The 24,901-nt window shown below is 62.0% G+C and carries 26 protein-coding genes; 10 read left to right on the forward strand and 16 right to left on the reverse strand.

The window, feature by feature from the left end:
• The 6 genes from M0954_RS06265 to M0954_RS06290 form a co-directional block, all read right to left on the reverse strand.
• Positions 1 to 483: GntR family transcriptional regulator (locus M0954_RS06265; protein WP_297352170.1), on the reverse strand; the 483-nt coding region annotated here is incomplete at its 3' end.
• A gap of 78 nt (positions 484 to 561) precedes the next feature.
• Positions 562 to 1,425, reverse strand: a complete 864-nt coding sequence (phnV, locus tag M0954_RS06270; protein WP_122156238.1) for a 2-aminoethylphosphonate ABC transport system, membrane component PhnV — start codon at positions 1,423 to 1,425, stop codon at positions 562 to 564.
• Positions 1,425 to 2,351: a 2-aminoethylphosphonate ABC transporter permease subunit gene (locus M0954_RS06275; protein WP_122156239.1), complete on the reverse strand. Its 927-nt coding sequence runs from the start codon at positions 2,349 to 2,351 to the stop codon at positions 1,425 to 1,427. The genes phnV and M0954_RS06275 overlap by 1 nt, the downstream gene beginning before the upstream one ends.
• Entirely contained in the window at positions 2,329 to 3,426 is a 1,098-nt protein-coding gene (gene phnT, locus M0954_RS06280; RefSeq protein WP_122159155.1) for a 2-aminoethylphosphonate ABC transport system ATP-binding subunit PhnT, read from the reverse strand. The genes M0954_RS06275 and phnT overlap by 23 nt, the downstream gene beginning before the upstream one ends.
• Before the next feature lie 112 nt (positions 3,427 to 3,538).
• Positions 3,539 to 4,633, reverse strand: a complete 1,095-nt coding sequence (gene phnS, locus M0954_RS06285; RefSeq protein WP_122156240.1) for a 2-aminoethylphosphonate ABC transporter substrate-binding protein — start codon at positions 4,631 to 4,633, stop codon at positions 3,539 to 3,541.
• 550 nt (positions 4,634 to 5,183) lie between these two features.
• Positions 5,184 to 5,939, reverse strand: a complete 756-nt coding sequence (locus M0954_RS06290; RefSeq protein ID WP_122159157.1) for a DeoR/GlpR family DNA-binding transcription regulator — start codon at positions 5,937 to 5,939, stop codon at positions 5,184 to 5,186.
• Positions 5,940 to 6,095: 156 nt separating this feature from the next.
• Here M0954_RS06290 and M0954_RS06295 point away from each other — a divergent pair, with 156 nt between their 5' ends.
• Both M0954_RS06295 and M0954_RS06300 read left to right on the forward strand, forming a co-directional pair.
• The gene (locus M0954_RS06295) at positions 6,096 to 7,655 is read left to right on the forward strand and encodes an AarF/UbiB family protein (RefSeq protein ID WP_297352171.1); all 1,560 of its coding nucleotides are present in this window, start codon (positions 6,096 to 6,098) and stop codon (positions 7,653 to 7,655) included.
• A gap of 123 nt (positions 7,656 to 7,778) precedes the next feature.
• On the forward strand, positions 7,779 to 8,660 hold the full coding sequence (locus M0954_RS06300) for a DMT family transporter (protein ID WP_297352172.1): 882 nt from the start codon (positions 7,779 to 7,781) through the stop codon (positions 8,658 to 8,660).
• 65 nt (positions 8,661 to 8,725) lie between these two features.
• Here the strand turns inward: M0954_RS06300 and M0954_RS06305 are convergent, their stop codons facing one another.
• Positions 8,726 to 9,802: a L,D-transpeptidase gene (locus M0954_RS06305; protein WP_122159159.1), complete on the reverse strand. Its 1,077-nt coding sequence runs from the start codon at positions 9,800 to 9,802 to the stop codon at positions 8,726 to 8,728.
• Positions 9,803 to 10,081: 279 nt separating this feature from the next.
• Here M0954_RS06305 and nadE point away from each other — a divergent pair, with 279 nt between their 5' ends.
• Positions 10,082 to 10,933, forward strand: a complete 852-nt coding sequence (nadE, locus tag M0954_RS06310; protein WP_297352173.1) for an ammonia-dependent NAD(+) synthetase — start codon at positions 10,082 to 10,084, stop codon at positions 10,931 to 10,933.
• Positions 10,934 to 11,058: 125 nt separating this feature from the next.
• On the opposite strand, the gene M0954_RS06315 is transcribed toward nadE, so the two are convergent.
• The 4 genes from M0954_RS06315 to M0954_RS06330 all read right to left on the reverse strand — a co-directional run bounded on the left by M0954_RS06315 (position 11,059) and on the right by M0954_RS06330 (position 15,906).
• On the reverse strand, positions 11,059 to 11,325 hold the full coding sequence (locus M0954_RS06315; RefSeq protein WP_122156245.1) for an RNA-binding protein: 267 nt from the start codon (positions 11,323 to 11,325) through the stop codon (positions 11,059 to 11,061).
• 479 nt (positions 11,326 to 11,804) lie between these two features.
• Positions 11,805 to 12,419, reverse strand: a complete 615-nt coding sequence (locus tag M0954_RS06320) for a hypothetical protein (RefSeq protein WP_297352174.1) — start codon at positions 12,417 to 12,419, stop codon at positions 11,805 to 11,807.
• 120 nt (positions 12,420 to 12,539) lie between these two features.
• A complete protein-coding gene (locus tag M0954_RS06325; protein ID WP_297352175.1) occupies positions 12,540 to 14,195 on the reverse strand; it encodes a peptidase S1 in 1,656 nt (551 codons plus the stop codon).
• Between the two features lie 154 nt (positions 14,196 to 14,349).
• A complete protein-coding gene (locus tag M0954_RS06330; protein ID WP_122156248.1) occupies positions 14,350 to 15,906 on the reverse strand; it encodes a protease pro-enzyme activation domain-containing protein in 1,557 nt (518 codons plus the stop codon).
• Between the two features lie 307 nt (positions 15,907 to 16,213).
• Between M0954_RS06330 and M0954_RS06335 the strand changes: the two genes are divergently transcribed.
• Positions 16,214 to 16,720 (forward strand): DUF1993 family protein, encoded by a 507-nt coding sequence (locus tag M0954_RS06335; protein ID WP_133894617.1) that lies wholly within the window; start codon positions 16,214 to 16,216, stop codon positions 16,718 to 16,720.
• A 101-nt stretch (positions 16,721 to 16,821) separates the two neighbouring features.
• Here the strand turns inward: M0954_RS06335 and M0954_RS06340 are convergent, their stop codons facing one another.
• Both M0954_RS06340 and M0954_RS06345 read right to left on the reverse strand, forming a co-directional pair.
• Positions 16,822 to 17,142, reverse strand: a complete 321-nt coding sequence (locus tag M0954_RS06340) for a YnfA family protein (protein WP_122156250.1) — start codon at positions 17,140 to 17,142, stop codon at positions 16,822 to 16,824.
• Between the two features lie 136 nt (positions 17,143 to 17,278).
• Complete coding sequence (locus tag M0954_RS06345) at positions 17,279 to 17,908, reverse strand: LysE family translocator (protein ID WP_133894615.1); 630 nt, start codon at positions 17,906 to 17,908, stop codon at positions 17,279 to 17,281.
• 134 nt (positions 17,909 to 18,042) lie between these two features.
• On the opposite strand from M0954_RS06345, the gene M0954_RS06350 reads away from it, so the two are divergent.
• Positions 18,043 to 18,507, forward strand: coding sequence for an Lrp/AsnC family transcriptional regulator (locus M0954_RS06350; RefSeq protein ID WP_122156252.1), 465 nt, complete (start codon positions 18,043 to 18,045; stop codon positions 18,505 to 18,507).
• Between the two features lie 95 nt (positions 18,508 to 18,602).
• Complete coding sequence (locus M0954_RS06355) at positions 18,603 to 18,836, forward strand: hypothetical protein (protein WP_297352176.1); 234 nt, start codon at positions 18,603 to 18,605, stop codon at positions 18,834 to 18,836.
• A 191-nt stretch (positions 18,837 to 19,027) separates the two neighbouring features.
• Here M0954_RS06355 and M0954_RS06360 read toward each other — a convergent pair whose 3' ends face one another.
• Positions 19,028 to 19,348, reverse strand: a complete 321-nt coding sequence (locus M0954_RS06360) for a DUF4148 domain-containing protein (protein WP_122156254.1) — start codon at positions 19,346 to 19,348, stop codon at positions 19,028 to 19,030.
• A 262-nt stretch (positions 19,349 to 19,610) separates the two neighbouring features.
• Here M0954_RS06360 and M0954_RS06365 point away from each other — a divergent pair, with 262 nt between their 5' ends.
• Both M0954_RS06365 and M0954_RS06370 read left to right on the forward strand, forming a co-directional pair.
• Positions 19,611 to 19,913, forward strand: a complete 303-nt coding sequence (locus tag M0954_RS06365; protein WP_122156255.1) for a helix-turn-helix transcriptional regulator — start codon at positions 19,611 to 19,613, stop codon at positions 19,911 to 19,913.
• Between the two features lie 85 nt (positions 19,914 to 19,998).
• Positions 19,999 to 21,060, forward strand: coding sequence for an alkene reductase (locus tag M0954_RS06370; RefSeq protein WP_297352177.1), 1,062 nt, complete (start codon positions 19,999 to 20,001; stop codon positions 21,058 to 21,060).
• A gap of 90 nt (positions 21,061 to 21,150) precedes the next feature.
• Here M0954_RS06370 and M0954_RS06375 read toward each other — a convergent pair whose 3' ends face one another.
• Positions 21,151 to 21,696, reverse strand: coding sequence for a GNAT family N-acetyltransferase (locus M0954_RS06375; protein ID WP_122156257.1), 546 nt, complete (start codon positions 21,694 to 21,696; stop codon positions 21,151 to 21,153).
• Positions 21,697 to 21,911: 215 nt separating this feature from the next.
• Between M0954_RS06375 and wrbA the strand changes: the two genes are divergently transcribed.
• On the forward strand, positions 21,912 to 22,514 hold the full coding sequence (wrbA, locus tag M0954_RS06380) for an NAD(P)H:quinone oxidoreductase (protein WP_122156258.1): 603 nt from the start codon (positions 21,912 to 21,914) through the stop codon (positions 22,512 to 22,514).
• A gap of 273 nt (positions 22,515 to 22,787) precedes the next feature.
• Positions 22,788 to 23,228 carry a hypothetical protein gene (locus tag M0954_RS06385; RefSeq protein WP_122156259.1) on the forward strand — a complete coding sequence of 147 codons (441 nt, stop codon included), beginning with the start codon at positions 22,788 to 22,790 and terminating at the stop codon, positions 23,226 to 23,228.
• A 48-nt stretch (positions 23,229 to 23,276) separates the two neighbouring features.
• On the opposite strand, the gene M0954_RS06390 is transcribed toward M0954_RS06385, so the two are convergent.
• Complete coding sequence (locus M0954_RS06390; protein WP_122156260.1) at positions 23,277 to 24,836, reverse strand: DHA2 family efflux MFS transporter permease subunit; 1,560 nt, start codon at positions 24,834 to 24,836, stop codon at positions 23,277 to 23,279.
• Between the last annotated feature and the right edge of the window lie 65 nt (positions 24,837 to 24,901).

The raw sequence follows: 24,901 nt of genomic DNA on the forward strand, positions 1-24,901 counted from the left end.
ATACAGCTTGCCGTTGCCCGCCGCCGCGACGATGCCGTCGTGAAACGCCACGTTCGCGCGCACATAGGCGTCGTGATCCTGCGCGTCGAGCGCGCTGCGCATGGCGTCGATCTGCGTACGAAGACCGGCCAGTTGCGCTGCGTCGATGCTCGATGCCAGCATCCAGCACGCCGCCTCTTCGAGCACGGCCCGCACGGCATAAATCTCGTCAGCTTCCGCCAGTGACACCACCCGCACGAACACGCCGCGATTCTTTTCCGTCGTGACGAGCCCGGCCTGCTCGAGTGCACGGAACGCTTCGCGCACCGGACCACGTGACACCTGCAGCCGAGCGGCCCAGTCGGCTTCGTTGAGCTTGGCGCCCGGCGCCAACACGCCTTCAATGATGTTGCGCTCGATCTCGTCTCGAACCAGCGTCGTGAGCGAATGCCGGCGGACGACGTCAATCGGATCGGCTGCTGCTGTTTCCATATTTTCGGTCATTTCGACATTTTTTGCCACATCTACATGCGTCGAACGCCAACTTGACGTTCAACACGGGAAGTCACGGCAATCCGCGGGTCAGTCGACCCGGCGGCGCGGAACCCGTGCGGCGATCAGCAGCAACGCAGCGAGTGAGACAAGCAGCAGAATCAGCGAGAGCGCCGAAGCCGGCAGGTAGTAGCCGCGCTCCACCTGGCCGACCACGACGATCGGCACCGTCGCAAAGCCAGGCGGATACACGGTCAGCGTCGCGCCCAGTTCGCCGAGCGAAAGCGCGAAGCCGAGCGCAAGACTCGCGCGGATGGCCGGCACCAGTTGCGGCAGGACGACCCGGCGCAGCACCATCGAAGGCGGCGCGCCAAGGCTGGCAGCCGCCTCGCGCAGGATGGTCAGTTCCGGGCGCAACGCGGCGGCGGCGCACCGGTAGCAGAACGGCAGGACTAGCGCGAGCTGCACGAACACGACAATCGCCGCCGAGCTCGACAGATCGAGCGGACGCTTGTGATATGCAATCAGGACCGCCAGCCCGAGCACCACGCTCGGCACACCGTTGGGCATCATCGCGATCGTATCGACGAACGCGCCGAGCCCACGGCGATCGCGCCCTTCGAGCGCCAGCGCCAGCCACAGCCCGAGGATGGTGCCCAGCACCGCCACCCCGAGGCCGATCTCGAGACTCGTGCTGAGCGCATCGAAATCGCTCGAACCGAGCCGCTCGAACCAGCGCATGCTGAAACCGTCGGGCAGGATCGTGCCGGACCAGTGAGCGGCCACGCTCGACAGCGCCACCACCACCACCGGCAATACAAACAGCCAGAAGCACAGCAACGCGGCGAACGCCATGAAGGCGCCGCCCGCGACGCGCGTGAGGAGGCTACGCTGCACCGGACGCGCACGCTTGTGCATGACCGGCAAGACAGTGGGATCCAGTTCGACGGCCATTACCGTGCTCCTCTTACCTTGCGGCGGTTGACCTGGCGGTACAACGCATACAGCGACAAGGACATCATCAGCATCACCACCGCGCCGGCAGCGGCGGTCGGCAGATCCAGATCGACGGTCGCGGAACTGTAGATGGCGACCGGCAGCGTGATCAGATGCGCGCTGCCGAGCACCAGCAGAATGCCGAACTCGTTCAGCGTCAGCAGAAAGCACAGGATCGTGCCGGCCGCGATGCCCGGCCATGCGAGCGGCAGGATCACCTTGAACGCCACCATCAAGCCATTCGCGCCGAGGCTGCGGGCGGCTTCGATCAGGCGCATGTCGAGGGTCGCGAACGAGGCGAGCGTCGGGCGCACCACGAACGGCGCGTAGAACACCACCTCCGCGAGAATCACGCCGCCCACGCCGAACAGGAAGTCGAGCGGCGGCGCCTGCAGGTGGAACAGCCGCTGCAGGCCGATGCTGACCGAGCCTTGCGAGCCGTACAGAAAGATCAGCGTGAAGGCGACAAGGAACGACGGAAAAGCGACGAACAGTTCAAGGAAACGCGTGACGAGCCGCGCGCCGGGAAACGGCTTGAAGAACAGCATCGATGCGAGCGCCACACCGAGCAGCGAAGCCAGACCGGCGCTTGCGAACAGGATCCACAGGGTCGTGCCGACCACGCCGCGCGTCTCGGGATTGCCGAAGAACGTCGCGTAGGCCTGAAAGCCGAAGCCCCCATGCGGGCCGGTCAGACTCAATAACACCAGCCGCACCAGCGGATAGATCACCAGCGGTCCCAGCACCACCACGGCGAGGAACAGCAAGTGCCATTGCGCCGCGCGTTCGCGGCGGCGCACCGCGGCCGCATGCGAAGCGAAGGTGGCGGCGCGTCGCGCGTCGCCGAGCGCGTCAGAACTATCAGGGGTTGATAAGGACGACATCGTCTGCCTCATAGCGCAAGGAGATACGCGCGCCCTTTTCGGGCGACATGCCGTGGCCGCGCTGCATCGTGACGAGCACGGGTTCGTTGGGCATGGCATCGAGCACGACCGACACCGACAGCACCGCGCCATACCACTCGACCGAGCTGATCACGCCGTGCAGGTGCCCTTCGCCGAGCGGCACGATCCGCAGCGCTTCGGGACGAAGACAGGCAACCCGCTCTCGTTCGTTGTAGCGCGAATCGCCGAGCGGAAACGCGACGTGCGGCGGCAGCAGATTGGCCGCGCCTAGATAACGCGCCACGAAGCCGTCGTTCGGTTGATCGTAGAGTTGCTGCGGCGTGCCGAGCTGCGCAATATGACCTTCGCGCATCAGCAGCGTGCGGTCGGACAACACCAGCGCGTCGTCCTGATCGTGCGTCACACACACGATCGTCAGATTCGGCAGGCGCTCATGCAGCGCCTTCAGTTCGGAGCGCACTGAGGCGCGCAGGTTGGCGTCGAGCGCGGAGAGCGGTTCGTCAAGCAGCAACACATCCGGCTCGATCACGAGCGCACGCGCGAGCGCCACGCGCTGCTGCATGCCGCCCGACAATTGCGCCGGCATGACATGGCCGGCATCGCCCAGTTGCACCAGCTTGAGGACGTCCGCCACGCGGCGGGCGATCTCTTTGGACGACTCGCGGCGCGCGCGCAAGCCGAACGCCACGTTCTCGAACACCGACAAATGGGGAAACAGCGCGTAGCTCTGGAACAGCAGACCCAGATTGCGCTTGTGCGGGGGCACATGCGTGAGGTCGTGACCGGCCACCGTCAAGGTGCCTGCGAGACCATCCGCTTCGATGAATCCGGCGATGAAACGCAACAACGTCGTCTTGCCACAACCGCTGCGGCCGAGCACGGTCAGCAATTCGCCGCGCTCGATGTTCAGCGACAAGTCATCGAGCACCGTGCGGGTACCGAAACGCACGGTCAGATGCTCGATCTGCACGCCGCCCGGCGTACCCAGTTGCGCCGCAGCGAGCGCCTCCGGTGAGGCGCCGAGCGCGCCAGGGGCAAGAGTTGCGGTATTCACCGGATTCATCCTCCAACTAAGGTAGTGCGGGTAAAGGCCCCGCACGCCGGGCTGGCCGATTAGCTCGCCATCGAACTAACCACCAGGCAGGCGACGAGGCGTGTTGCGAGACTTACTGCGCCGGCTTGACGACTTCAACCTGCTTGCCGGAGTTGCCGATCACGTCGTTCTTCCAGCGTGCGGTCCAGTCAGCCTTCTTCGCCATCACCTGGTTCCAGTCCACCGGAATCAGCTTAACGCCGGCAATCGCCTGCTTCACCGCTTCGCCGTTCTTGCCGGACAGCGGCACGTCGGTGCGGCCCGGGATACCGAAGATATCCGGCACCTTGCCCTGCACGTCCTTCGACATCAGGTAGTCGATCAGTTTCTTGCCTTCAGCCTGGTTCGGGCCGCCCTTGATCAGACCGATCGCGTACGGCAACTGGAACGTCGTCGGCTTGCCGCCGGCCGCTGCTGCCAGGAAGATCGGCTTGAGCGAAAGGCCGCCATTGGCCTGGTCGTCCAGATCCATCTGCAGGTCGCCGTTGGAGAGCGAGATTTCGTTGCGCGAGAGCAGTACGTCGAGGTAGCCCGTGCCCTTAGTGTGGAATTTGGCGCTTTGTTCCAGCTTCTTCAGATAGTCGAACGCCTTGTCTTCACCCATCAGCGAAGTCGTGAGGATGATCACGGCCATGCCGTCGCCGGCGGTTGCCGGGTTCGAGTAAGCGATCTTGCCGCTGTATTCCGGCTGCAGCAGGTCGGCAAACGTCTTCGGCTGGGTCTTCACGACGTCCGGATTGATCGCGAACGAGAAGTAGTTGTTCACGAAGGTCGCCCACGTACCGTTGGGAGCCTTGGCGATGGCCGGCACGTTCTTGTAGTTGGCGCTCTGGTAAGCCTGCAGCAGACCAGCCTGATCCGCCTGCTGGATGAACGGCGGCAGCGTGATCAGCACGTCCGCCTTGGGCGAATCCTTTTCGATGGTCGCGCGGTTCACCACTTCACCGCTACCGGCCGTGACGATGTTGACCTTGACGCCTTCCTGCTTTTCAAAGCCCGGCAGCACGTCCTTGAAGAGATTCTCGAGGCCGTCGGCCGTGTACAGCACCACTGAATCCGCGGCCTGGGCCGACAACGCCACGCCGCTGAATGCAGCAGCCACCAGGAGTGCCGGCAGGGTTTTGCGGACGATGCTGGCTGTCGCGCGAAGGTGATTGGTCTTTTTCATGTCGCTCTCTCCGAAAGGCAAAAAACCAGACGGTCGGGATAACCCGATACCTGTTGTGATTTGACGGCGGTAGCGCCGCGCCGATTGCGTGTGCCCACAGCCGGTTGCCAGTTTCGTGCGATTGCAGATTGCTGACAACCTTGCTGCTTCTTTCCAGCCAGACTTACAGCCAACCCGACACTCCGGCGCTGCCTGCCTTGCCTGAACGGGCACGGCAAGGATTGCAGGTTTGCATGACAGCGCCATGACCATTCTGTCGAATTCCAACAAACGACACAATTCGCCAATAATATGCAAACAGAGATTGTTCAAAGCAGTGCGTTGATGAGCCCTGCTCAATCCATTCGACGATATCGCCGCACTATGTCAGCGGCACGGCAAACACCTGATTGCCGGCGCGACGAGCTCGTTCCAGACACTGCTGCAAATCGGCCGGCGCACGGGCACCATTGAGACGCAGGCGCGCGTTTTGCGTTTTAACGTCAGACGAAAGCGCGGCTCCCGGGTAAGTAGAACGCTGATGCCGCGCCTCGCGATCAAACAAACGATCTCACGCAATCAGCAATTCCGGCCCGCGCGTGGCAATAGCCTTGGCGAGCGTCCGATCCGGCGCGAGCTCGGTCACCAGATAACGGGTGCTTTCGAACCCGTTGATCCGCACCGGCGTGACGCGCCCGAACTTCGAATTGTCCGCCACGACCACCGCCAGGTTGGCGGCGGCAATCATCCGGCTACGCACTTCGGCGGCCATGCGCGTGTAGTCGGTCAGCCAGGCATCCGCGGAGATGCCGCCCGCGCCGACAAAGGCGAAGTCCGCGTGATATTGCGTCAGCTGATAAACCGTGTCGAGGCCGAAAGTGGCGTCCTCGTTCTCCGAAAGCTCGCCGCCCAGCAGCGTGACCCGGTTCTCGTTGCGGCGGCCGAGCAGCAGCGCGATACGCCAATCGTTCGTGTAAACGGTGAGCCGGTGGCGCCCCGTCAGCGCCCGCGCGACGGCCTGGGTGGTGCTGCCCGAATCGATGATGAGCGATGCGCCGTCCGGCACCAGATCGGCCGCGCGCTCGCCGATCGCGCGCTTCGCGCTGGCGTTGGCCGCTTCGCGTACATCGAGATCGGGTTCGCGCCGGTCGCCCGACAGCGCGCCGCCGTGGGTGGTCACCACCAGGCCGCGAGCGGCCAGCGTATTCAGATCGCGGCGGATCGTTTCGCGCGACACATTCAGTTCGCGCACCAGCTCAGCCACCGACAGCGCGCCATTCTTGGTAACTTGCGCGAGAATGTACTGATGACGTTGTTCTGCGAGCATCGATAGACGGCCGGCGAGCGGCCCACATAGGTTCAGGAGGCCGCGGTATTGTAGTACGCGATGGCTCGGCATGCTCCCCTATTCCGGCGCTTCCCTGCTAACCTGACGTTCCAGGTAGCGCATCGTCCGATGCGCACCGTGTCTTACGACCTACCCATGCCGCCATTGCTTCGCCGATCACTGCTGCTTTTCCATGCGCTGCGCTTCGGCGCACGCCTGATCTGGCTCGCAGCGCCGCGTGAGCACAAGCTTCACTGGATGATTACGCTCGTGAAGCGGGTGCATGCAACCGAGGGCGGCCGCGACAGCCTGCACAGTTTGCTGCCCACGCTCGGGCCGCTCGCCAGCACGTTTATGCAGTCACTGGCTGAACGCCCGGAACTCGCCACCGGCACCCTGCACGATGCTTTCGATGCGATCGGCCGCATGGAAGCCCCATTGCCGCCGCACGAAGTCGAGCCAGCATTGGCCAGCGCACTCGGACGACCGCTCACCGGTCTCTTCACGCGCATCGATCTGCTGCCGGCCCGCAGCGGCTTCGCCGAACAGACCCACCTCGCCCGCCTTGCCGAGCCGGTGAACGGCCACCGCGATATCGCAATCAAGTTCGTGCGCGCAGCGCAGGTCGAGCAGATCGGCGACGAGTTGGCCCTTCTGCGCTGGGTGGCGCGCTGGCTGGAAAAGTTTTCTGGCGACGCGCGTCGCCTGCAGGTCCGCGCGCTCGCACAGTCCTTCACCGAGGACGTGCTGCGACGCTTCGACCTGCGTGCCGAAGCCGCCAATCTGAGTCAGACTGGCCATCATTTCGATGGCGACAAGCGGCTTGTGGTGCCGGACGTGATCTGGGACCTGTGCACCGCGCAGACACTGGCGGTGCAGCATCTCGACACGGTGGCCGCGACCAATCTGCCCGGCCTGCTCCAGCATCGCATCAAGCTCGCGCCGCTCGCCACCCACATCGTTGAAGTCGTGACCGAGCAGGCATTCGAGCATGGCTTCTTTCACGCGACTTTCGATGCCGAGCATGTGCGTGTCAGCGTCGAACCCGAGACGCTCGGGCGGATCGTGCTGGCGCAGTTTGCGGTGATGTCGAGCCTGTCCTCGCACGAACGGGAATTCTTCGTGCATGGCGCCACAGCCATGTTCGAGCAGGACTACGGCCGCCTTGCCGAGCTGCATCGCGAGGCCGGCCACGTCGAATCGACGACGCGCACCGAAGTGTTGGAAGCCGAGCTGCGGCGTCGCAGCGAGGCGCATTTCGCGGCGGAACCCGAGGACCGCACGGCGGGTGCGCTGTTTCATCATCTGCTGCACGCGGTGCTGCCCTTTGAAGGCGGCACCGTCTCGCCCCGGCTAGCCACCGCCCAGCGTTCGTTTCAACAGGCGGAAGCGCTGGCGCGCGCACTGCATCCCGGCGTCGACACGTGGAATGTCGCACGCACGGTGCTGGCCGGTATCGCGCAGCGCGACATCGACCATCGCGGCTGGATCAAGCGCATCGCGCAGGAAGTGCCGCATCTCGCTCACATGCTGCCGCGCTTGCCGCAGCTCGCGGTGCGCTATCTGCAGCGTCAGCACGATGCGGCGGGATCCCGGCAGCATACGCAATTGCTGCGCGAGATCGGCGTTGAGTACCGGCGCACGAGGTTTTTGCTGTGGGCATGCGCCGTGTGCGGAGGCCTGCTCGGTGCGGGAGCGGTATTGCTGACACGGTAAGGCGCTGAGGCGGCAACGCGGGAGTGAGGCCCTCCTGCGTCGCGCGGAGTGCAGTCTCGAACAAGACACACCGTACGCGACGCGCAATACTGCGAGCCTTTTACGCCGCGGCTCTCGATGTCCATGCTCGCTACCCTCATCGCTACTGTCTTCGTCGTGCTCTGGTCAACCGGGTTTGTGGTTGCCCGCGCGATCACGCCGTTCGCCGATCCCAACCTGTTCCTGCTCGCCCGCTTTGGCGGCACTGCCCTGCTGTTCGCGCTCGCCGCAATTGTCGCGCGCGCCGCTTGGCCGAAGGGGCGCGACCTCGGCAAGCATCTGCTCGCCGGCGCACTGCTGCAGGGAGTCTATCTCGGCGCCGGATACTGGGCCGTCGCGCAAGGTCTTAGCGCCGGCGTGATGGCCTTGCTCGGCGCACTGCAACCGCTACTGACCGCAGTCGTGGCCGTCCCGCTCTTCGGTGAGCGCCTGTCGCGGCGCGGCTGGGCAGGCATGGGGCTCGGACTTGCCGGCGTCGTACTTGTGCTGCAGCCCAAACTCACCGCGGCCGCGCCGCATGCGTCCCACATGCCGCACGGCCATGCACCGAGTTGGCTGGTGGTCGCCGTGTCAATTCTGGCGGTTGGGGCGATTACCGCGGGTACGCTGTTTCAGAAGACTTCGCTCGCACGGGCCGACATTCGCAGCGCCAGCGCCGTACAGAACTTTGGCGCCGCCGTCGTTGCGGCAATCCTCGCGCTGGCGCTCGGAGAGCATCGCTGGGTCGCCTCGCCCACCCTTTGGACGTCGCTTGCCTGGGGCATCGTGATGCTTTCCGGCGTCAGCGTGACGCTGCTCGTATGGATGGTCCGGCGCGGCGACGCCGCGCGGGCCACCGCGCTAATGTATCTGGCGCCGCCTCTTGCGGCGATCGAAGGCTATATCGGCTTCGGAGAAACGCTGCTGACGGTGCAGATCGCCGGGTTCGTGGTCGCGCTGCTGGGGGTGTTGCTGGCGCGTTCGTGATGTTGTCCCTGATGTTGTCCCTGATGCTGGGCCGCGACTGCCGCCCATCGTCCTGGCCACACGCCTCAGTCAGCCGTGTCCCCCGCAGCCGGCACTTTCGCGCGGGCCTTGCTGTCCGGCGCCGGTGACCACACGGGGCGCGCTTTGCGCTCCGAATCGACGACGACGATGTAACGGCCCGCCCACGGCGTCACCTGACGGTCCGAATGCAACACCCAAAGCGGCTTGCCCGATTCCACCAGCGCCTCGTATTCCGCATCGAGAATGCCGTAGTGATCGAGAAACACGTTGAGCGACGCCGGAATCCGCACGCAACCTTTCGAATGACGGACGCCAAGCAGCGGTTCGAGCCTGTCAGGGTCGGTCGCGTGCATCTGGAATCGCATCTGCGACACGCCGCCCTTGCCCCAGCCGCGTTCGCCTTGCGCCCAGCCGAGATCGAAGATCCGCATATCGCGTTTACCGTAGCCGCGAATGCCGTTCTCGTTCATCGTGCCTTCAGCGCGAAAATCCATGTTGTTGGGGGTATGCTCGAACACACCCAGCGGTGTGATGAAGTGGTCGAACTCGCCCGGCCGTCCGGTCGCGACCGGTGACGCGCCGATCATCAGCCACTTGTCGGAAGGCGTCGCACGGAAATAGATGAAAAGCGCCTGAACGTTGGCGTTCCGATCGACCAGCACGACATACTCGCCCGACAGGTTGCCAAGCTGATTCTGTTCGAGCGCCGTCTGAAGACGTTGGCCGTATTCCTGTTGCGCCGCTGCGGGCACGTTCAGACGGCGCGTGACATCGCGTGCGAACATCGCACGCAGCAGCAGCGCCCGATGCGGATCCACCACACCTGCCGCGTCCGGTGCCGCGACTGCGGAGGCGGTGATATCGACCGGCGTAACAGGCTCGCTCTTTTGCGCGCCTGCCGCGAAAGAGAAACTGTAAGTTAAAACAAATAATGCGCCGACTAATGCCGCAGCCCGTAATACCGCGTTTGACATGACAACCAGTTTGCCGCCTGATTGGGTAACCCCGGCACGGCATGTATCTCTAACATGTAACGCCCTCTCAGCGGCGCTTCGATTAATTTCTGCCCAATGGATCGCGTCAATTTGCGCGGGCTGGTCGAGCCGTTTTTTATCGTTCATCGCGTGTTTGAGCAAACCTGCTTATCATTAACCGCCAGGTGACGGCTCATGCAGCGTACAGATTAACAGGATACTACTCAGGACATCCGTTACTGTCGATAACAGAGCTGCCCGATTTCAACCGGCGATCCATTGAATATGCGACATTGGCGCAACGACGCGCGAGCGTATTTATATCCACGACCGAAGTGAGTTTAAACAGAAAATCCGCCGTTAAACTAGCAACGGGAAGTGCGCGCGTCCGCATACTTTGAGCAATCCATTTGCAGGGGAAGAAACATGACTCAACCCGATCCGGCCGAACAGCAACGGCTTATCGCCATGGAGATGCACGTCACAAACAGTTTCGTGGCCGACGAAGAGATCGAACGGCGTGTCGCCTTCCTCGCGCACTACCTGCGAGCGAGCGGTCTGAAGACGTACGTGCTCGGCATTAGCGGCGGCGTCGATTCAACGACTGCCGGGCGTCTCGCGCAGTTTGCCGTCGAGCGCCTGCGCTCAGAGCAGTACGCCGCACACTTCGTTGCAATCCGCCTGCCCTATGGCGTGCAGCAAGACGAAGCGGATGCGCAGCAGGCGCTCGCCTTCATTCGCGCCGACGAAACGCTGACCATCGATATCAAGCCTGCGGCCGACGCCATGCTCGCGTCGCTGGGCGCAGCGGGCGTCCCGTTCACGGACGATGCCCATCAGGATTTCGTGCATGGCAACATCAAGGCGCGACAACGCATGATTGCGCAGTATGCAGTGGCGGGGGCACGTGGGGGCGTGGTGATCGGCACCGACCACGCGGCCGAGTCAGTGATGGGTTTCTTCACCAAGTTCGGCGATGGCGGCGCGGATATCCTGCCCCTCGCCGGCCTCAACAAACGTCGGGTGCGGGCCGTGGCCCGCGCGTTAGGCGCCCCAGATTCGCTCGCGCACAAGGTGCCGACGGCCGATCTGGAAATGTTGCGTCCGCAACGTCCTGACGAAGATGCCTATGGCATTCCGTACAACGACATTGATGATTTTCTGGAAGGCAAGCCGGTAAGCGATGCGGCTCGCGAGACGGTGCTGCGCTTCTATGAAAATACACGTCACAAACGCGCGCTGCCTTATACGCCGTTCGACTGGCCTGAGCAGTCGTGAACGGACAGGGTGCGCGCTGCGGCGCGCCGCAACCGGATGACGGTCGTCGACCTCTGGACCCGAGGACAATCTCCCAGGCGCAAGCTCAGCTACAGCCGTCCACAATACTCTCTGCGCTGAACCGCTCAACCTGCGGGCGGCTCCTCTTCCCGGAACAACTCGCTCGTCACCTCCAGCGGCAACCCCGCCAGATGCTTGCCGTGCAGTTCCCGCGCGATGACCTCGCCAACGTACGGACCATCCGTCTTCAATTCAACGGTCGCATTCGCTTCGGGGGTCCCGACCTCATGAACCGTTACGCTTTTCGCGTAGTGACCTAGTTCATGCTCGAGAAACTCGCGAACTTGCTGCTCGGAGCATGATTCAGCGATATTCCGGACGAACAGGTTCATGGCGGCGTTACCTCAGCGCCCGCGGCGCTCCGTGCTACGTATGCGTACTGGCTGAAGGCTCGCGCGCTTCTTGGCTTGCGCGGCGGCACTCATCATGAGGGCTGTCCCAAGTACAGCCAATGACAGATAAAAGGCAATCATTTGAAATCTCCCCTTCGAGTTTCGTCCTGTTACCAGGATAGACAGAAGCGACCGCAAATCCGATACGACACACCGTGTTGAGCAAGTTCGATTCCTGCTATCCCGCCAGCAGCCATGCTGCCCGGATCACGCTGGAAAGCGAAATAAACTGTTGACAGGTATCGGTCATTACGGACGTTGTCAAAAGCCACCAATGCACTGTACCTGAATAAACGCAAACAAAAATACCTATACACGCGCTGTTTGGCTCAACCGCAACATTTTGGGCCAAACGCGCAGACGAACGGGGTAAGCGGGCGGGAGCAGTAGCCGGCCTGACGCATCGCGCGAGCGGTGCGTCAGGGCTCGCTATCGTGGGTGCCGGTCGCGACGTTGAGACCGCTCACCTCGCACGAGTCCCGGCCGAATCCGGCATATGCGGCAGACCAGTTGCCGACAATGGCCGCCTGCGCCACGCTCAGGCTCATCTTGCCTTCACAAACGCACCGTTTGAGATGCACGACAAAACGTGCCTTGCGACGCTCACCGCTTGTCCCGGCCCAGGGCAGCAGATCGAGATTGGCGGGTGCATCGGGTGAACCGCCAAGCAGGACCGGCACGCGCCGGTCAATCGCGTAGTCGGCCCCGGCGTCCGTATCGATGCCGCGCTCGGCGAGCATATGGGCCTTGTGCTGCATCATCACATCGAACGGCGGCGATACGGCGTCCGCATAGTCCGGCCGGCAGATCGTATCGGCAATCGACCGCTGGGTGACGCGCTCATCCAGCATGGTGGCTTCCTGCGCGCCAGCTTGACCCGTGCGCAGTCCTGCGAGCGCACCCAACACCACGACCACGCCAACACGCGCCACCCAAGTGGCGCGACTGCCATAAGCGCCCTTCAGCGCGCGCAAGATACGGAATTGTCTACTGCGCAGCGGTCCGCCACGTCTGCCTGCCTTTCCTTGATTCATTCGTTGGCGCGCCAGGCCTTGGCGCGGAATGGTTAAATTCGCAGGGCAATTAAAGCACACTCGGTATCGCGATGGAAAATCGGCGCTGACCGGCAACAACCTAGTCGGCGCCGAGATTGCCTAACTCGGCCTGCGAGCCTGCAAATCGCGAATCCTGGCCACCGCGCCTGAGTTCGACACCGTTGCGTCGTACATCTTGGCCAGATCCGCTTTCAGCGCCGTGCGCGAACCGCCGTCGAGATAGACCATGTGCCCCGAGGGATAAAAGCGCGCAGACAGGTTCTGACGCACCTGCGGGCTGACGAGAGGCATCTTCTGCAGATCGATCACAGTCTGGTAAAACGGTGTGACGAAATCGAAGAAACCATTCGCCGACAACACCTTCAGGTCCACATTGAGCGCCATGACCGCAGCAAGATCGCCCGCGGTGTACAGAATCACGTTGCCCTTTGCGTCCACGCCTTTCTGCGCGCCGGTCGGATCGATATGGCTGAAGTCCCAGTATTGGAATGCCTGGTCGTTCAGATCGGTGAATGCCGAATTCGACGTATAGAGCAACTGCTCGTTGAGATAAACGTTCCACATGCTCGTGTAGACGCCTGTCACCGCCGTCATGGTCGGGTCGTTGCTGCCCGAGTTCGGGTTGATTTTCCCTGCGATGCCAGTTTCGATGGCGGTTACCCGGCCGTCATATTCCCCTAGCGCGAGACCCTTCGACTTCAGCAGCGTGGTCAAAAACAGCGAGTTGCCGCGACTGTCGTAAGCCGCAATATCGAGGCTCCAGGCGAGCAGCGTCGCCTTGTCGATGCCGGTATATTCGCTCAGCTTCTCGACTGTCGCCGTATCTGTGGCCGGCACCTTGCGCAAGGCAGCGAGATAATCCGTGCGCGAGAACTGGGCGACCTCTTCGGCAAATGCGCCGAGATCGGTCGGAGTGGGCGCAACCCCGAGTTTCTTGTGATACCAAGCATCCGCGGCGGCCGTCGGCAAGGCGCCGACCGGATTGCCGGACTGCGTGTAGTCGAGTATCGACGACTGCAACGTAATACCGTTCAGATCGACACCGTCTTCATGCAGCATGTAGGCCAGCACGCAGCTACGAGCCGTGCCGTACGATTCTCCGTACAGATACTTCGGTGAGTTCCAGCGGTTGTTTTTCGTCAGAAAGCGCTTGATGAACTGCTTGATCGAAGTGGCATCCTGATCGACGCCCCAGAAGTTGCGGTTCGTGCTGGGCGCGATTGCCGCCGAATACCCAGTGCCGATCGGATTGATAAAAACCAGATCGCTTTTGTCGAGCAGGCTGTCGGGATTGTCTTCCAGCGTATAGGGTGCGGGCGGCGTGAAACTCGGCATTGCCGTCTTGATACGGCGCGGCGCAAACGAGCCGAGCAACACGAATACCGATGACGAACCCGGGCCGCCATTGTAGAAAAAGGTGACCGGGCGCGTTTCTTCCTTCTGGTTGTCCTCGGTGAAAGCCACGTAGAACATCTTGGCGTTGGGTACGGAACTGCTCGGATCGACCGTCACCAGGTGACCCGCCGTCGCGGTGTACGCAATCTTGCGACCGCCGATCACAATCGAATGCTTCGTGATCGCAGCATTCTCGGTCGTATCGGTGACGGAGTCGTTAGGTCCGTTGCCGTAAGCAACTGGATCGAAAAACGGCTGATCTCCTGACTTGTGCGCCGCGGTCGCGGCCGCCTTGGCGGGAGCAGCATGAGAATTGTGGGACGGCTGCGGACTGCCGGAAGCTGACTCGGTGTTGGACATGATCGCTCCATCTCGTTTTACGTCATTTTCGTCATCTGGGCGTCATATGGACGCTGTCTCGAACCACGCACCACCTGCTTTGCAACAACCTTTGCGACAACAGCATCGCAAGCACACACGCGGTTCATCGGGCGAGTGCTTGCGAGACTACAGACTATAGTGCCGCCGCGATTTTCTGACCATTGGGGCTGCCAAGTCCGGTACACGCGTCCCAGCCCGCCGACGCGGCATACGAACCGTTGTTGCCTTGCGTGATGTCGTTAAAGGCACTCGTTGCCGAATACAGTTTCGGATTGACGAAGCCGACTGGCGACCCGTTAGCCGCGTTGACGCGAGCAATCAGCGCAGCCCACAGCGGCGCCACCGCGCTGGTGCCACCCACCACCGTCTCGGAACCATCGATCAGCACGTCATAGCCGGTCTCCGGCGACGCGTCACCGGCTACGTCGGGCACCCCACGCCCTGTCAACGGCGTCTTCGCACCCGATGCGTTCGTGGAAGACAAACCCTCCTGCCAGGTCGGGACGGGGAATGCGGTGCTCACGCCGCCACCGCTCGCGCCGCCCTGGCTGCCGTCGTTCCACACCACCTCCTGGGAGATGGTCGTCCCCGAGGCGGTCAGCCTGGTCCCGCCGCATGCCAGCACGTACGGGCTCGAGGCGGGAAAATCGACCACATTGCCGCTCGTGCCGTCGCTCGAACCGCTATCGCCGGAGGCCACGCAAACCGTCACGCCCATGGTTGCAGCGGATTGCAGCACGCTGTTGAACGCCTGCTGCGACTGCGCAGTCCATGACGACTCCGGACCGCCCCAACTGATCGAGATGACCGACGGCTTGTTGGTCGTGTCATGCACCGCGTTGCTCACTGCGTCGATAAAACCGGTGTCGGTATTGGGCGTGAAGTAGACCGCGATTTTCGCGCCAGGCGCAATTGCGCCGACCACCTCGATATCGAGCGACACCTCGCCGTCCGGCCCGTTCGCGTCGCCGGTGGGCTTGTTCCTGGCTTTGTCGACACTCACCGCGACCACGGTAGGCGCGCTCACGCCAAGATTCGAAAAATAGGTGCTCAGATCGGACGTCTCGTAGCCGCCGCCAAGTTCGATGATGCCGACGCACTCGCCGCTGCCGTCGCCTTGCGGGTATTGATAGAGCGCTGCGACCTGCAGCGGCGTGAACGCGCCCGACGCTTGTGCTTTGGCCGAACGGATCGGCGGGCGGATGCGGAAATGCGGGCGCGCCTGCGGGCGATTATCAAGCCCGAGCACCGCCGTTACGACGTTCGCGAGGTTGTCGGGCACGCTGATGACGCCGCTACGGCCACGATACTGGCCGATCGATTGATGTTCGTAATGGTGCAACTCGACGTCGAAGGCGGTCTGAAACTGCGCAATGGTGCCGGACAGCACAACAGTGCGGGCGGCGGGATTCTCACGCTCCACCGTCAGGCCCGATTGTGCTGCGAAGGCCTTGACCTTCGCGATATCCTCCGCCGCGGCACCGAACTCTTTGGCGAAGGCCTCGCGTGACAGTGGCTTGACACTGGGATCGCCTGCTTCGATCTTGCCGAGCAACGCATCGAACTGCGCCTGCGCGTGACGGCGCAGGACGACGTGGACTTCGATCCGTTCAGCCGGATCGCATTGCCCGATGAGTTTTGAACCTTCCGCTACCGCGCGCTCACTTCCTTGCAGGGGATGCTTGGCCATAGTTTCGATACTCCTCGGTGCGCCGCCGTGCGGCTGCGCGTTGGTCCCGGCGGGCATGCGCCTCGTGACACATTCAGGTTGCAGCGCAACCCGCGCAGGGTTCTGGTTGCATGGACATCATCAAGCCGTCCGACAGATCCATTCGAACACAGTTCCAGCGCGCGCAACAGTTGTCCGGATGGCTATGTCCTGGATGCGTCACGCGGGCCGCGCTATGATGCTGCAGCGGCGAACCAGTCGTTACGTTGTCTCGTGCGGCAAACCCGCACGTGCATTAGAGAATCCGAGCGAATCAGGGGAAAGTTCCATGTCAATTTCGATGTATCAAGCCTCCGTGCCCACGCTGGTGCGCGGTCTGACCTGCCTGCAAAGCATTCTCGGCAAGGCCGAGGCGCACGCTGCGGAAAAGCAGATCGACCCGTCAATCTTTGTCAGCGCCCGGCTCTTCCCGGACATGCTGCCGCTCGTGCGTCAGGTCTATATCACGACCGACACGGCCAAGGGTTGCGCCGCACGTCTCGCCGGCGTGGAGCCGCCCAAGTACGAGGACGTCGAGGTGACGTTCGAAGAGCTGCAGGCTCGCATCCAGAAAACGATTGATTATCTGAAGGAATTCAATGCGGCTCAGATCGACGGCTCCGAAGAACGCACGGTCACGCTGAAAATGCGCAACGGGCCGGTTGAGTTCACAGGCCTCAACTATCTGCTGCAGTTCGTGTTGCCGAATTTCTATTTTCACGTCACGACGACGTATGACATCCTGCGTCATAACGGCGTCGAACTCGGCAAACTCGATTATCTCGGCGCACGGTAAAGCCAGTTACTAGAGTGGGCTGGTGAAGGAGCTGCCTGGGCGGAGCGTCAAGCGCGCAAGCAGCTACTCACGCAGCATAGAAAGCCGCGCCGGCCGCGAACTCAAACACGCGGCTGGAATGCAATGATCCCCATTCCAGCCAGCGTGAACGCCACACCGGCCAGATCCCAGAGCGTTGGCCGCACCTGCTCGACGCACCACAGCCACAAGATCGCCACTGCGACGTAGACGCCGCCGTAAGCGGCGTACACACGGCCGGCGGCAGCGCCGTGCAACGTCAGCAGCCACGCAAACGCGGCAAGACTGAGTGCACCGGGTACGAGCAGCCATGCAGAGCCGCCCTCTTTTAGCCAGCGCCACGGCAGATAGCAGCCGAGAATCTCGGCGACGGCAGTCAAGGCGTACAACATGAAGGTCTTCATTGAACGGCAAGGTGTGATGGTGATTGATTGTGGGCAGACTGAGGCGCACCGGGCGCCGTCGAGCCTATCCCTATTATTAGCACAATCACTTCGCTCACGGCACCACGGCCATTCGTGATCACTGGCGTGCGTACAGCTAGTCGAGCGACAGACGCAACGCGAAACCGATCAAGGCAGCGGAGAACGTCCAGCGCTGCAGTGTTTGCGCGAGAGGATGCGAGCGCATCCAGCCTGCAATACGCGCAGCGCCAATCGCACAGGTTATGTCGAAACACGCGCCGATCGCGACCAGGACTGCGCCGAGCTCGATCATCTGCAACGCGACGGGCCCTGCTTCCGGCCGCACGAACTGCGGCAGCAGCACCGAGCAGAACAGCAGCGCCTTAGGATTCAGCAGATTGGTGAGCAGGCCTTTGACGAACGCGGTCCGCAGCGGCCGCGGCCCAGCCGTCAAGATGCCGCCCTCGGGCAACGCGAATACCGGCGAGCGGAAAATCTGTACGGCGATCCATGCGAGATAGACAGCGCCGCCGTACCTCACCACCTCATAGAGCCACGGCGCGCTGCGCAGCAGTGCCGCGACCCCGCACGCCGACAGGGTCACATGGGTCGCCCGTGCGAGGCCCAGGCCGCCAGCGGTGGCAAAACCGGTGCGTGCGCCGCGTCCGATAGTTGTCTGCAGCAACAGAGCCATGTCTGGTCCCGGCACGGCGTAGACGATAAGTAGTGCAGCAACGAAGACGATCAGAAGGTGCGCGGAAATCATATGAGCCTCACGTTTATCAGGGGTCTATCTTGCTGTCGAAGTGCGAGGGCTTTCTGGCGAGTTACACGGCCGAATCCTGGTGCATTGGGGGAATACGCTAACATGTTGCAATTCAATAGATTTTCCCCCTCCCGATGGATGACCTCGATAAAATCGACCGCGCAATCCTGGCGGCGCTGCAAAACGACGGCCGCATATCCAACGCCCGGCTGGCCGAAGTCGTCGGTCTCAGCGAGACCCCTTGCGCGCGTCGGCTGAAGAGGCTCGAGAGCGCTGGCTACATCGATCAGTACCGGGCCATGCTGTCGCGTTCGGCGCTCGGCTTCGGGGTGGTCGCGTTCGTTTATGTCCGCTTCGCGGTGCACGATCGCGCTGTGGCTACCCGCTTCGAGCGCGAAGTGCAGGCGATTCCCCGCATCCTCGCGTGTCATAACGTGTCAGGTAGCGCGGATTACGTGCTGCAGGTGGTGGCCCGCGATCTCGACGATTACGGGACCTTCATGCGCGACGAAATGCGCAGCCTGCCGGGGGTGACATCGGTTGAATCGTCACTGTCGCTACGCGAAATCAAGGCCAATGGCGGTTTGCCGCTCGGCTGATCCCCTGCCCGGTGTGCGCCGTCCGTCAGTCATGGCATAGTCGCCGGTACGGCACGGCATGACGTTCTCGCCGGATGAACTACGGAGTTTTCTCGATGAATCACGAACAGGCGCGAGCCGAAGAATCGCGCGCGATGGAGCGCGTACTGACTGCCACGCAGCGAGTGCAGGCGGCTTTCACTTCCCTGCAGGCGCAATTTCCGCCCGCAGGCGAAGGGCGCCCCTCGCAATTTGCGCTGCAGACTTTCGACGCGGCACTGCAGGAACTGGAAGATGCGCAAGCAGCGTTCGACGAATTGCTCGGAGATTTGCTTGACGGCAACCGGTGAGTGGCTTAGCTGCTGCAATCTTGCCCCTGCCCTACGCCCTCTAAAGCTGCACTCCACAACCCGTCCATCATTCACTTGCGCGCTCGTCCTACATCCGCCTCATGCTGAACGTCTGCTGAAAATAGGACGATCGACGGCATTGGTTAAAGCAGGCGCCGTTGTGGAACACAACACGCCCGCCCTCACCAGTTTTACTGGCTCGCTGCCTGACCGGCCCCCGCCTTCTTCTCCGCGTTCTGAAGGTCCGTCGGATAGTTCGGGTCATTGCGCGACGGGTTGTAGCCGTTCGCCTCCAGTTTCTTCAATTCGGCATTTTTCTTCGCCCGAGCCTGCTTGCGCGCGGCCTTTCGCTGAGCCTTGGTGGTTGCCGATGCCGGGGTCGCCGGCGCAGCGGCCGCGCCGCTGTCTGAAGCACCCCCGCTGCTTTGGGCAAGCACAGGCGCGGCCGATCCGATCATAAGTACAGCCGATGCGAGAAGGACAGCCATTTTCTTGGAAGGTGAAAAGGTCATTGATGATCTCCAGTCGAATGCAGGATTTAAAAGACATTTCTCGTCGATGCTTCATACGATTCCCAATCAAGACTCAGCATGGGAACCGCCAATGTATCCGAATAAGTGGCATCGCGCCCCTGATCTGCAGGCGTCAATCAACCTCATCCGCAGTAGTGGCTTAACATATATCGCAAATATCCGATATATGATTCGTCATGTTGCGATGCAGACGTCGGGCTGCTTTGGCCCCTGTACCGCTGTTCATGACTGAACCCCACTGATGACCATCGACATCGACGCGATCCACAAGGCGCTCGCCAATCCCATCCGCCGCGAGATTCTGGCGCGGCTGCGGGATCCGCAAACGCACTTCGCCGATCAGGAGTTGCCGCTCGATCACGGCGTATGCGCCGGCAAGATCGACGCGAGTTGCGGGCTGTCGCAGTCCACTGTGTCGGCGCATCTGGCCGCACTGCAGCGCGCCGGCCTCGTCACGTCGAAGCGGGTCGGCCAGTGGGTGTTTTTCAAACGCAACGAGCCCGTCATTCAGGCGTTTCTCGAGCACATGAACACAGGTCTTTGACGCGAGCGTCTGCCTCGCCGCGCTTCTTTCATCACGCTGTTCTTATTGTCCCGGGCATCCTGCCCGCCAGGAAAGGTGAATACTTATGCCGACGCTTTTTGACCCGCTGCAAATTGGCGATATCACGCTGCAAAACCGCATCATCATGGCGCCGCTGACGCGTCAACGCGCGGGCGACGTCCGCGTGCCGAACGCATTGATGGCGAAGTATTACGCCGAGCGCGCCTCGGCCGGTCTGATCATCAGCGAGGCCACTTCGGTCACGCCGCAGGGCGTGGGTTACGCCGATACGCCGGGTATCTGGTCACAGGAACAGGTTGAAGGCTGGAAGCTTGTCACCAGCGCGGTTCACGCGGCGGGCGGCAAGATTTTCCTGCAGTTGTGGCACGTCGGTCGCGTGTCGGACCCGATGTTCCTGAACGGCGAACTGCCCGTTGCACCGAGCGCCATTGCGCCACAGGGTCATGTGAGCCACGTGCGTCCGCAGCGCCCGTTTGTGACGCCGCGCGCGCTCGATCTGGCCGAGATTCCCGCTATCGTCGAGGCGTATCGCAAGGGTGCAGAAAATGCCAAGGCGGCGGGTTTCGACGGCGTTCAGGTGCATGGCGCGAACGGCTATCTGCTCGACCAGTTCCTGCAGGACAGCACGAATCAGCGCACCGACGAATACGGTGGCCCGATCGAAAACCGCGCTCGCCTGATGCTCGAAGTGGTGGATGCGTGTATCGAAGTGTGGGGCGCGAATCGCGTCGGCATGCACCTCGCACCGCGCGGCGACGCACACACGATGGGCGACTCGAACGCCGCAGCGACGTTCGGCTACGTCGCGCGTGAACTCGGCAAGCGCAAGATCGCGTTTATCGCCGCACGCGAAGCGCTCGGCGATAAACGCCTCGGCCCGCAACTGAAGGCAGCGTTCGGCAGCCCGTACATTGCCAATGAAAAATTCACCAAGGAGTCCGCACAAACGGTGCTCGACGCCGGCGAAGCGGATGCCGTGGCGTGGGGTCAACTGTTCATCGCCAATCCGGATTTGCCGCGCCGCTTCGAACTGAACGCGCCGCTGAACCAACCGGATCCGTCGACGTTCTACGCCGAAGGCGAGGCGGGTTATACGGACTATCCGGCGCTGGAAACGGTGGAATAAGCGCTGGAACGCGTGCTGAAATATGCGCTGGATCACGCGCTGAAATGAGCGCAAGCCACGCTTGAGCGTGCGGCGGACGCGACCGGGGTGTTACCCGGTTGCGCCCGCCGCAGTCACATCGCGGCACATAAAAACACGTTTTGTTTCGTCGAGCCCGCGTGCCACATGCGCGGCGCGGATTGCCCGCAATTTCGCATCGAGGCGCTCGCTTTCGATCACGCTAAAACCCAGTCGCCGGTAGTACGGCGCATTCCACGGCACATCGCGAAACGTCGATAGCACCAGTTGTTGCACACCCGCCTGACGGGCGAGCACGGCCACCTCGTCGATCAGCCTCGCACCAATGCGCCGACCCGACCATGTGGTCAGAACATCGAGTTCCTCGATATAGAAACGCTTCGCCAGTAGCGCGAACGTCACAAACGCGACACAGTTCCCTATGTTGTTCACCGCAACGATGATTTCTGACGCCTCGATCTTCCGGCGCACAAAGTCCGCGTTCATCGGCCGGGCATCCGCAATGCCAGTCAAGCCGACCGTAGCAAAGCGCTGCGCGGCTTCGTACTCGATCGCCCGCACCACCTCTGCCTCATCGGGCACAGCAAAACGATAACTGATGGCAAACGGATCCAGCATAGCGTCCGCTACAGATGACTAACAGAAGGCAGTGTCGCACACTCCGAAACCCGGGCTCACTGCAAAGCAGTTACCCGACGACAACGCCGGCCAGGGGCTCCAGGCGCAGACAAGTTAAGCGCACACGCGCAAAAGCGGTGCTACTGTTAGATGCGCAGGCCGTCGAAAAGCATCACTTCCCGGTTAGGCGCGGCCGCTCACCCCCAGGAGACATCATGGCGAAAGTATTGGTTCTCTACTACTCGATGTATGGCCACATTGAAACCATGTCGGAGGCGGTGGCCGAAGGCGCCCGCTCGGTGCCCGGCACTGAGGTCACGGTCATGCGCGTGCCCGAAACCATTCCGGCCGATCAGGCGGCCGCTCACGGCGTCAAGCTCGACCAGAAGGCGCCCGTAGCCAAGCCCGACGATCTGGCCAATTTCGACGCCATCATCTTCGGCACGCCGACGCGCTTCGGCAATATGGCCGGCCAGATGCGCACGTTCCTCGATCAAACCGGCGGCCTGTGGATGAAAGGGGCGCTGGTCGGCAAGGTGGGCAGCGTGTTTGCTTCGACTGGCACGCAGCACGGCGGCCAGGAGACGACCATCACGTCGTTCCATAACACGTTGATGCACCACGGCATGGTAGTCGTGGGCGTGCCTTACGCGTGCGCGGGGCTTGTGAAAATGGACGAGATCACGGGCGGCACACCTTATGGCGCGACAACCATGGCAGGTGCAGATGGTAGCCGTCACCCAACGCAGAACGAACTGGACATCGCCCGCTACCAGGGAAAACACGTTGCCGCAATCGCAGCAAAGTTGGCTAGTTAAGCGCACCGGCACGAGCCCGGACCGAACGCAGAAGGCCGTTAATGCAAACGCGGCGCGCGACACGGGAGCAACGCGCGCGCCGACTAGTCACACTAAATGAGTGCTTCGTCAATCTGTCACTGCGCTGACACAGAACGTTCACCCGAGGCCTCGGCATAAGCTCAAAACAAAAAAACCTCCATAAAAATGGGGGTTTTAACAAAATTTAATTTGGGTTGCCGTCTTATATCAAGCAGACTGCGTAAACAGCACGGTCCGTTGACGGAGAAACTCATGAACGTTGAAGATACATGGGACGCTCACATGCGCCGCGCGCACATCGACGCCGCACAGGAGCCGTCCGCACCGGCGTCGCATGCACAGACAGCCCCGCTCGCGCGGCGCGCGATGCTGGTTTGCATCGCACTGGTGTGTGCATGGTCGATCGTCGAAACACCTTGGGAACTGAACCCCACTGATGGCCTTGCGCGCTTTCTCGCGCTAATGCTCGCCAAATGCCTGCTACTGGCCGTCGGTGCCGCGGCATTTTTCGGGGTTCGGTATGCACGCACCCTGTTTGTTTTCCTATGCGCATCTAGCGTGTTCGCAGTGGCCTCTACGCTGCCGTTCGAATACACGATCTCGCATGAGCTGTTCACACTGTCGCTAGTCGAATGCGTGTGCAAGGTCGCGCTCGTCGTCAGCTATGCGACCTGGTATATAAAAAGCCATTGAGCGAGCGGCGCGTGACACCACGCGCCGCAACAGCACGATCGGGACTGCTTAGTGCGCGGCGGCAGCCGCTGCATCCGCACTGCCCTTGCCCGGTTTCGTCAGCCAGATCAGCGGAATGATGGCGACAAAAATCACCGCTGAGAGCCAGAAGATGTCATTGAGGCCAAGCATGGCCGCCTGCGCGTCGAGCGAACGTTCGAAGAATGCGAGCGCCTGATGCGAATTACCGCCGAGTGTCGTTTGCACTGCATCGAGTCCAGAAACAAAGGTCGGATTATCGACGCTCGATTGTTCGGCGAGGCGCGCGTGATGCAGGATCTGGCGATTGTTCCAACCTGTGCTCGCTAGTGAAGTCCCTACCGCGCCGGCAAACACGCGCACGAAATTCGACAGGCCAGCCGCAGAGGGAATCTTCTCGGCGGGTAACCCTGAGAGAATGATCGCGGTCAATGGCACAAAGAAGAAGCCAGTCGGGAAGCCCTGCAGCAAAGTCGGAAGCACGAGCGTTCGAGTATCGACGCCCGTCGTATAACCCGAGCGCATGAAGAACACGGCCGCAAAGCCGAGGAACGCCAGGGTCGCAAGCACGCGGGCATCGGAGCGCGGCAGGAGCTTGGCGATCACCGGCGAGAGCAGCACGGCGAAGATGCCGAGCGGCGCCATGACCAGACCGGCATCGACAGCGCGGTAGTTTAGATACTCTTGCATCCATTGCGGCAACAGCACGAGGTTTGAGAAAAACACGGCATACGCCACCGAAATCGCCGCGGTGCCGCCGAGAAAATTTCGTCCTGCAAATAGCCGCAAGTTGACGATCGGATTTTTCTCGGTCAACTCCCAGATCAGAAAGAAGGCGAAACTGATCAGCGCGAACACCGTCAGCGCGACGATGACCGGCGAGTTGAACCAGTCGAGATCCTTGCCTTTGTCGAGCATCACCTGCAGCGAGCCCACCCAGGCGATCAGCGACAGCAGACCTACCTTGTCGATCGGCAGACGTTTGGTTGGCGTTTCGCGCTCGCGATAGATAATCCACGTCACCGCCGCGGCAAAGATGCCTACAGGAATGTTGATATAGAAGATCCATGACCATGAATAGCTGTCGGTGATCCAGCCACCTAACACCGGCCCGGCAATCGGACCGACGGTCGCGGTCATCGCCCACAGCGCCAACGCAAGCGAGCTCTTTTCCTTCGGATAGGAGCCGAGCAGAATCGCTTGCGATAGTGGGATCAACGGACCGGCCACCGCGCCTTGCAAGATCCGCGCGGCGAGCAGCACCGGCAGGTTCGGCGCGAGGCCGCACAGCCACGACGACACCACAAACAACAGAATGGCCCAGACAAACAGTTTGATCTGTCCGACCCGCTGCGTCAGCCACCCGGTCAGCGGAATCGAGATCGCGTTGGCGGCCGAGAACAGCGTGATCACCCAGGTGCCCTCGTCCACCGATACGCCGAGGTTGCCGGCGATGGTCGGGATCGCGACGTTCGCGATCGACGAGTCCAGCACGTTCATGAAAGTGGCCAGCGCCACGGCGAGAGTCGCCAGCACAAGCTTGCCGCCGGAGAGCGGCGCGAGTGCAGCGGGATTGGTCGATTGATTCATTTCATCACCCGTCGGAAGGAACGACGGTCAGAGCGCGTGCCCGGCTATCTGACCTGTCAGCTAAT

Origin of the sequence: Paraburkholderia sp., from assembly GCF_026225065.1 — a bacterium.
GTDB lineage: Bacteria > Pseudomonadota > Gammaproteobacteria > Burkholderiales > Burkholderiaceae > Paraburkholderia.

Coding starts and splice junctions, on each gene's coding strand:
- wrbA (WP_122156258.1), top strand. CDS start 21,912: ATGGCGAAAGTATTGGTTCTCTACTACTCGATGTATGGCCACATTGAA.
- M0954_RS06385 (WP_122156259.1), top strand. CDS start 22,788: ATGAACGTTGAAGATACATGGGACGCTCACATGCGCCGCGCGCACATC.
- phnS (WP_122156240.1), bottom strand. CDS start 4,633: ATGAAAAAGACCAATCACCTTCGCGCGACAGCCAGCATCGTCCGCAAA.
- M0954_RS06335 (WP_133894617.1), top strand. CDS start 16,214: ATGTCAATTTCGATGTATCAAGCCTCCGTGCCCACGCTGGTGCGCGGT.
- M0954_RS06315 (WP_122156245.1), bottom strand. CDS start 11,325: ATGAACCTGTTCGTCCGGAATATCGCTGAATCATGCTCCGAGCAGCAA.
- M0954_RS06300 (WP_297352172.1), top strand. CDS start 7,779: ATGCTCGCTACCCTCATCGCTACTGTCTTCGTCGTGCTCTGGTCAACC.
- M0954_RS06275 (WP_122156239.1), bottom strand. CDS start 2,351: ATGTCGTCCTTATCAACCCCTGATAGTTCTGACGCGCTCGGCGACGCG.
- M0954_RS06305 (WP_122159159.1), bottom strand. CDS start 9,802: ATGAACGATAAAAAACGGCTCGACCAGCCCGCGCAAATTGACGCGATC.
- M0954_RS06350 (WP_122156252.1), top strand. CDS start 18,043: ATGGATGACCTCGATAAAATCGACCGCGCAATCCTGGCGGCGCTGCAA.
- M0954_RS06355 (WP_297352176.1), top strand. CDS start 18,603: ATGAATCACGAACAGGCGCGAGCCGAAGAATCGCGCGCGATGGAGCGC.
- nadE (WP_297352173.1), top strand. CDS start 10,082: ATGACTCAACCCGATCCGGCCGAACAGCAACGGCTTATCGCCATGGAG.
- M0954_RS06325 (WP_297352175.1), bottom strand. CDS start 14,195: ATGTCCAACACCGAGTCAGCTTCCGGCAGTCCGCAGCCGTCCCACAAT.
- M0954_RS06330 (WP_122156248.1), bottom strand. CDS start 15,906: ATGGCCAAGCATCCCCTGCAAGGAAGTGAGCGCGCGGTAGCGGAAGGT.
- M0954_RS06370 (WP_297352177.1), top strand. CDS start 19,999: ATGCCGACGCTTTTTGACCCGCTGCAAATTGGCGATATCACGCTGCAA.
- M0954_RS06345 (WP_133894615.1), bottom strand. CDS start 17,908: ATGATTTCCGCGCACCTTCTGATCGTCTTCGTTGCTGCACTACTTATC.
- M0954_RS06390 (WP_122156260.1), bottom strand. CDS start 24,836: ATGAATCAATCGACCAATCCCGCTGCACTCGCGCCGCTCTCCGGCGGC.
- M0954_RS06295 (WP_297352171.1), top strand. CDS start 6,096: ATGCCGCCATTGCTTCGCCGATCACTGCTGCTTTTCCATGCGCTGCGC.
- M0954_RS06360 (WP_122156254.1), bottom strand. CDS start 19,348: ATGACCTTTTCACCTTCCAAGAAAATGGCTGTCCTTCTCGCATCGGCT.
- M0954_RS06365 (WP_122156255.1), top strand. CDS start 19,611: ATGACCATCGACATCGACGCGATCCACAAGGCGCTCGCCAATCCCATC.
- M0954_RS06340 (WP_122156250.1), bottom strand. CDS start 17,142: ATGAAGACCTTCATGTTGTACGCCTTGACTGCCGTCGCCGAGATTCTC.
- M0954_RS06320 (WP_297352174.1), bottom strand. CDS start 12,419: ATGAATCAAGGAAAGGCAGGCAGACGTGGCGGACCGCTGCGCAGTAGA.
- M0954_RS06290 (WP_122159157.1), bottom strand. CDS start 5,939: ATGCTCGCAGAACAACGTCATCAGTACATTCTCGCGCAAGTTACCAAG.
- M0954_RS06375 (WP_122156257.1), bottom strand. CDS start 21,696: ATGCTGGATCCGTTTGCCATCAGTTATCGTTTTGCTGTGCCCGATGAG.
- phnV (WP_122156238.1), bottom strand. CDS start 1,425: ATGGCCGTCGAACTGGATCCCACTGTCTTGCCGGTCATGCACAAGCGT.